This is a genomic window from Streptomyces sp. 13-12-16, from assembly GCF_002114215.1.
Lineage (GTDB): Bacteria > Actinomycetota > Actinomycetes > Streptomycetales > Streptomycetaceae > Streptomyces.
In genome coordinates, this window is record NZ_NCTE01000646.1 from 1 (window position 1) to 6,537 (window position 6,537).

General features: G+C 73.4%; 7 protein-coding genes. 1 reads left to right on the forward strand and 6 read right to left on the reverse strand.

What is annotated here, in order from left to right; translation table 11 throughout:
• The 4 genes from B7767_RS24900 to B7767_RS24915 all read right to left on the reverse strand — a co-directional run.
• Nucleotides 1-246 (reverse strand): TerD family protein (locus B7767_RS24900; protein ID WP_143652621.1); only part of this gene is annotated, 246 nt, incomplete at its 3' end.
• 87 nt (nt 247-333) lie between these two features.
• Entirely contained in the window at nt 334-687 is a 354-nt protein-coding gene (locus B7767_RS24905; RefSeq protein WP_085574157.1) for a UBP-type zinc finger domain-containing protein, read from the reverse strand.
• Entirely contained in the window at nt 684-2,153 is a 1,470-nt protein-coding gene (locus tag B7767_RS24910) for an ATP-binding protein (protein ID WP_085574158.1), read from the reverse strand. Before B7767_RS24910 ends, B7767_RS24905 begins: the two co-directional genes overlap by 4 nt.
• Nucleotides 2,150-3,826 (reverse strand): FAD-dependent oxidoreductase, encoded by a 1,677-nt coding sequence (locus tag B7767_RS24915; RefSeq protein ID WP_085574159.1) that lies wholly within the window; start codon nt 3,824-3,826, stop codon nt 2,150-2,152. The genes B7767_RS24910 and B7767_RS24915 overlap by 4 nt, the downstream gene beginning before the upstream one ends.
• A gap of 179 nt (nt 3,827-4,005) precedes the next feature.
• On the opposite strand from B7767_RS24915, the gene B7767_RS24920 reads away from it, so the two are divergent.
• Nucleotides 4,006-4,878, forward strand: coding sequence for a universal stress protein (locus B7767_RS24920; RefSeq protein WP_085574160.1), 873 nt, complete (start codon nt 4,006-4,008; stop codon nt 4,876-4,878).
• Between the two features lie 19 nt (nt 4,879-4,897).
• Here the strand turns inward: B7767_RS24920 and B7767_RS24925 are convergent, their stop codons facing one another.
• Together B7767_RS24925 and B7767_RS24930 are read right to left on the reverse strand one after the other, a co-directional pair.
• Nucleotides 4,898-6,130, reverse strand: a complete 1,233-nt coding sequence (locus tag B7767_RS24925) for a DUF4032 domain-containing protein (RefSeq protein WP_085574161.1) — start codon at nt 6,128-6,130, stop codon at nt 4,898-4,900.
• 41 nt (nt 6,131-6,171) lie between these two features.
• Nucleotides 6,172-6,537 (reverse strand): MBL fold metallo-hydrolase (locus tag B7767_RS24930; RefSeq protein ID WP_143652622.1); only part of this gene is annotated, 366 nt, incomplete at its 5' end.

Sequence of the window (6,537 nt, forward strand, 5' to 3'; positions counted from 1 at the left end):
GGGGCTGACGGCCACCGTCACGCGCGCGGCACCGGGACGCAGCGCCGACGGGTCGACGGTGAGGGTGTCCCCGGCGAGCCGGGCGCCCGGCGCGGACGGCTGGTTGTAGAACACGAAGTCCCCGTCGCCCCGCACCTTTCCGCCGTCGTCCGTGATCAGCGCGGACACGTCGAAGGGTCCGGGCACCCGGACGGTCACGGCACCGCCCGGGAGGGTCAGGTTGCCGCCGGGGACCAGATCCTGCATAGCGCCGCCCTGCTGTCGTCGTACACGGACCGGTGGGGGTGTCCGGACAACGACGGGCGGCGGCCGCGGGTTCCCGGCCGCGGTCCCTCAGCGGCGCAGCGCCTGGGCCCAGTCGGACGGCACCCGTCCCGCCGGGCCCGGTGACGGCTGGTCCGCCGGGTGGCTCACGGGCGGGGCCAGGTCGGGGCCGGACTCGTACAGCTCGTTCGTGGCGTAGTCCCAGAACCAGTCCTCGCCCGGTTCGTAGCTGCGGACCACGGGATGCCCGGTGGCCTCGAAGTGCGCCGTGGCGTGCTGTCCGGGCGAGCTGTCGCAGCAGCCGATGTGGCCGCATTGCGCGCAGCGCCGCAGGTGGAACCACCAGCCGCCCACGGCGTCGCAGTCGGCGCAGCCCGCGCCGGTCGGGGGGACGCCGGGGTCGATGGCGTGGTCGCTGGTCATGCGGGCTCCTCGGGGGTGTCGTCGGGGGCCGGGGCGGTGAGCGGCAGCAGCACCTGGAAGCGGGTGTCGCCCGGTTCGGACTCGAACCGCAGGGTCCCGTGGTGCTTGTCGACCACGATCCGCCAGGAGATGTCCAGGCCGAGCCCGGTGCCCTCACCCACCGGCTTGGTGGTGAAGAACGGGTCGAAGACCCGGTCGCGGACCTCCGGCGGGATGCCCGTGCCGGTGTCGCCGAACTCCACCAGCAGCCGGTCGTTCTCCCGCGCGGTGCGCACGGTCAGCGTGCCCCGCCCGCCGTCCGTGCCCGCGCCGTTCATGGCGGAGACCGCGTTGTCGATCAGGTTGGTCCACACCTGGTTGAGCTCCGCCGGGTACGCCGGGATCCGCGGCAGCGTGCGGTCGTACTCCTTGACCACCTTGATCCGCCGGCCGAACTTCCCCGACAGCATCAGCAGGGTGCTGTCGAGGAGTTCGTGCACGTCGGCGACCTGGAAGGGGGCGCGGTCGAGCTGCGAGTACTGCTTGGCGGCGTCGACGAGGTGCGAGATGCGGTTCGTGGAGTCCGCGATCTCGTCCATGAGCAGTTCCGTCTCGACCGTGTAGCTGAGCCAGCCGACCGCCGACGGCAGCGTCGCCTCGTCGACGGCGGCGGCGACCTGGTCCAGCCAGTCCAGGTCCAGCCCGGCCTGGACGAACGTCGGGGCGATCCGCCAGCCGTCGGGGATGCCGTGGTCGTCCAGCCAGTCGGCGAGCGCGTCCTCCCGGTCCGAGGCCTCCAGCGGGCTGAGCACGGGCGCCTTCGCGACCCGTTCGGCCGTCCGCTCCTGGATCTCGATGAGGTCGGCGAGGGTCTCGCGGTCGTAGGTGCCCGCGGAGATGACGCGCAGCTTGTGCCGCATCTTGCCGACGCGTTCGCGCAGCGTCGCCGTCGCCCGTACGGCCGCCGCGGCCGGGTTGTTCAGTTCGTGCGTCAGCCCGGCCGACAACGAGCCCAGCGCCAGCAGCCGTTCGCGCTGGCCGATGGCCCGCTGGGTGTTCTTCGAACCGAAGAACAGCCCCTCCAGGAGGTGGACCGCCATCGGGAACCACTCCCGCATGACGCTCGCGAACGTGTCCGCGGGCACCACGAAGAACCGCGTCGGCTCCGTCACACGCATCGAGTTGTTGTAGACCTGCCGCACCCGGTCCCCGAGGTACGCCTGCATGGCCCCCGCGTACACCCCGCGCTGGGAGGTGCGGCTGACCTCCACGTCGTCCGCGCCGACCCGGCGGGACAGCACGACGGTGCCCTCCAGCATCACGTAGAAGCAGGTGGCGGGGTCGCCCTCGGCGTAGACCGGCCCGGGTTCGAACCGCTCCACCCGCCCCTCTGCGCAGAGCCGCCCGAGCTGCTCGGCGGTGAGCTTCTCGAACAGGAACAGGGAGCCGATCTCCCGCGGGCTGCACGGCATCGGACGCCCGCTCACGACTGCTCCAGGTACCGGTGGACGAGCATCACGGCCATGGCTCCCTCTCCGACGGCGGACGCGACCCGCTTGGCGGACTCCGCGCGTGCGTCGCCCGCGACGAACACGCCGGGCACGTTGGTCTCCAGGTGGTACGGCGGCCGGTCCAGCTCCCAGTCGGCCGGCGGCCGCCCGTCGGGGGTGAGGTCGGGTCCGGCGAGGATGAACCCGCGTTCGTCCCGCAGCACCGTGCCGTCCAGCCAGTCGGTCAGCGGGGCGGCGCCGATGAACACGAACAGCCACTGTGCGTCGACGAGTTCGGTCTCCCCGCTGCCCGTGTCGCGCAGCGTCAGCCGCTCCAGACGACCGTCGCCGTGCGCGCTCTCGACGACCGCGCCGCACCGCACCGAGATGTTCGGCGCCCGCTCGATCTGCTGGATCAGGTAGTGCGACATCGACGCCGCCAGGTCCGGCCCGCGCACCAGCAGCGTCACCGACTTGGCGAACCGGGACAGGTACATCGCGGCCTGCCCGGCCGAGTTGGCGCCGCCGACGATGTACACGTCGTGGCCCTGGCAGGCGGCGGCCTCCGTCAGCGCGGACCCGTAGAAGACCCCGCAGCCGCCCAGGTCGTCGCAGCCGGGCGCCGCCAGTCGCCGGTACGACACCCCGGTCGCCAGGATCACGCTGTGCGCGGCGACCGACGACCCGTCGGAGAACCGTACGACCCGGGCGGCGCCACTGACCTCGAGACCCGTCACCTCCCGCGCGGTGAGGATCTCGGCACCGAACTTCGTGGCCTGCCGCCGCGCCCGCTCGGTGAGCTGAGCCCCCGACACGCCGTCGGGGAAGCCCAGGTAGTTCTCGATCCGGGAGGACTGTCCCGCCTGCCCGCCGGTCGCCGACCGCTCCACCAGCACGGTCCGCAGCCCTTCGGAGGCCCCGTAGACCGCCGCGCCGAGCCCCGCCGGACCGCCGCCGATCACCACCAGGTCGTAGAAGTCGGCCTCCGGGGTCGTGGCCAGGCCCACCCGTGCGGCGAGGTCCACGGACTCCGGCTCCACCAGCGGCGTCCCGTCCGGGGTGATCACCACCGGCAGCCGCATCCCGTCCTCGCCCGCGGCGGCCAGCAGCCGCCGGCCCTCCGGCTCGTCGGCGGAGTACCAGCGGTAGGGCACCTGGTTGCGGGCCAGGAACTCCCGTACGTCCGAGGAGCGCGCCGACCAGCGGTGCCCGACCACCTTGGTGCTGGGCACCGGCCGATGGTCGCTGCGCCGCCAGGCCTCCAGGAGGTCGTCCAGGACCGGGTAGAGCTTCTCCTCCGGCGGGTCCCACGGCTTGAGGAGGTAGTGGTCGAGGTCCACGACGTTGATCGCGTCGATCGCCGCGCCGGTGTCCGCGTACGCGGTGAGCAGCACCCGCCGCGCGCCGGGGTGGATGTCGAGGGCCTGCTCCAGGAACTCGATGCCGTTCATCCGGGGCATCCGGTAGTCGGCGAGGATCACGGCGACGAGGTCGCCGCGCAGCTTCAGTTCGCGCAGCGCGTCCAGCGCGGACTCGCCGGACTCCGCGCGCACGATCCGGTACGACGCCCCGTAGCGCCGTCTGAGGTCCCGGGCCACGGCGCGGGAGACGCCCGGGTCGTCGTCCACGGTCATGATCACGGTCCGTGCCGCTTCGGCGGCCTGTGACATACGTCCCCCACGTCGTGCGTTCGGATCCCCGGCTCGGCGGGCCCCGGCCGGGCCGCGGCCACCGCACCGGCCCTGCCCATCGTATGTTCGACGGCGCTCCCGCGCTCAGGTATGCGCGAGCAGCGGGGCGTGGGGAAGACTGGATCATGCGAAGTGGACACGACACCGGGAGGAACCGCATGACGCGCCCGATCACGGCAGGGATCGACGGAACCGGGGAGAGCCTCGCCGCGCTGGCCTGGGCCGCGCGGGAGGCGGTCCGCCGGGGACTGCCGCTCAGGGTGGTGCACGCCTGGCGGTTCGAGGCGCACGACGCGGTGGACACGGGGGACAGGACGACGCAGGAGCAGTGGGTGCGCGCGTCGGTGGAGGAGGCGGTCCGCGCCGTCGGTGAACGCCACCCCGGCCTGGCCGTGACGACGGACGTCCTGGAGGGCGACGCCGTGCGGACGCTGACCGGTGCCGCCGCGGACGCGGAGCTGCTGGTGCTCGGCTCACGCGGACACGGGCGGATCATGGGCTTCCTGGTCGGCTCGGTCGGCCAGCAGGTGATCGTCGACGCCGGTCGGCCGGTGGTGTTCGTGCGGGCCGGGGACCAGGCGTCGAACGAGGTCGCCGGGCACGAGATCGTCGTCGGCCAGCAGGGCGACCCGGAGGACAGCGCCGCCGCGCTCGGCCTCGCCTTCGAGACCGCGGCCCGGCGCGGGGCCACGGTGCGCGCCGTACGGGCCTGGGCCCTGCCGCCGGTGTTCGCCTACAGCCCCGCCTCGCTCCGGCTCCTCGACGAGGCCGGCGGCCTGGAACCGTTCGAGCAGAAGGCGCTGGCGGCGGCCCTCGCGCCGTGGCGGGAGCGCTACCCCGACGTGCACGTGATCGAGCACGTGGAGATGGGCAGCGCCGGGCAGGTGCTGCTGTCGGTGTCGGGCACCGCCCAGCTGATGGTGGTCGGCCGCCGCGCCCACCGCACGGCCGTGGGGGCCAGGATCGGCTCGGTGGCCTACGGCGTCCTGCACCACGCGGACTGCCCCGTGGCGGTCGTCCCCCCGGCCTGACCCCGCGCGCTCCGGCCGGCTAGTCGTCCGTCGGCCGGAGCGTCTCCCGCGCCTTCGGGAGGATGTTCTCGATGTAGTCCTCGACGGCCGTGTCGAGCCCGATGTCGTGCTGCGCCCGCTCGGACAGGTACCAGCGGTGCTCCAGCAGTTCGTGGTAGATCTCCGCGGCGTCCATCGGGCCGCGCAGCTCCGGCGGCACGGACCGCACGGTGGGCCGGAAGACCTCGCGCACCCAGCGGTGGGCGAGGACCTCGGGGCGGGCGCCGAGGGGGTCGCCCGGCGCGTAGTCGTCCTGGGTGGCCATCCAGCTCTCCAGGTCGTTCAGCAGCCGCCTGGCCTGGTTCTCCTCGGCGTCCAGGCCGGTCAGGCGCAGCAGCTGCCGCTGGTGGTGCCCGGCGTCGACGACCTTGGGCACGAAGGTGACGGTGTCGCCGTTGGAGGCGTGCTCGATCTGCATCTCGGCCACGTCGAAACCGAGGTCGTTCAGCCGGCGGATGCGGCGCTCGATGTAGTGGTGCTTGCCCGCCGGGTAGACGGAGGTACGGGTCAGCTCCTGCCACAGCCCCGTGTAGCGCGCGCAGATCTCGGTGCCGAACTCGATCGGGTCGACGGAGGGGTGCAGCGCCCCGGAGGCCTCCAGGTCGAGCAGCTCGCCGCTGATGTTGACCCGCGCGAGATCGAGGTCGTACTCCCGCTGGCCGACGCTCAGTTCCGGGTGCAGGTCCCCGGTCTCGGCGTCCACGAGGTACGCGGCGTAGGCGCCCGCGTCGCGCCGGAACAGCGTGTTGGACAGCGAGCAGTCGCCCCACGCGAACCCGGCCAGGTGCAGTCGCACCAGGAGCACGGCGAGCGCGTCCATCAGCCGGTGCATGGTCGCCGGGCGCAGCGTCGTCTCGAACATCGACCGGTACGGCATCGAGCCGCCGAGGTGACGGGTGATCAGCACGCTCTCCAGGGGCTCACCGGCGGTGTCGGTGCGGCCGGTGACCACGGCGAGCGGGTCGACCGCCGGGATGCCGATCCGGTCCAGGTCGCGCAGCAGCTCGTACTCGCGCAGCGCGGGCCGCCGGGCGAGCTCCTTCACCGCGATCACCTCGTCGCCGGCGCGCGCGTAGCGCACCACGTGCCGGGAGATGCCGCGCGGCAGCGGCACCAGGTACTCCTCCGGCCACTCCTCCAGCGGCAGCTGCCACGGCAGTTCCAACAGGAGCGCGGGGTGCTCCGGGTTGGTGGCGTTGATCTGCAGTGCCATGGCGGGAGTGTCCTCGTCTCGTGGGCGATCGTCGTCCCACCCTATTGCGCGCGTTCCCGGGCCAGCCGGGCGGCGTCCCGTACGGGCCCCTCGTGCAGCGGGCCGTGTCCGGGCAGCAGCAGGTCGCCGTCCAGCTCCGCCAGGACGTCCAGCGAGGCCACGGCGGTGGCGCGCTCGTGGTGGAACATGTCCGTCAGCATCTGCGGTCCCTCGGTCCGCGAGGTGGGATGGCCGCTCACCAGGGCGTCGCCCGACACCACCACCCCGGTGTCCGGGAAGTGGAACGCGCAGTGCCCGGCGGTGTGGCCGGGCGTGTGCACGGGCACGGGCCGGCCGGGCAGGTCGAGCGGACCCGTACCGGCCCCCGGGAACGGCTCGGGCGCGGTGACCGCCACGTCCGCCGTCCC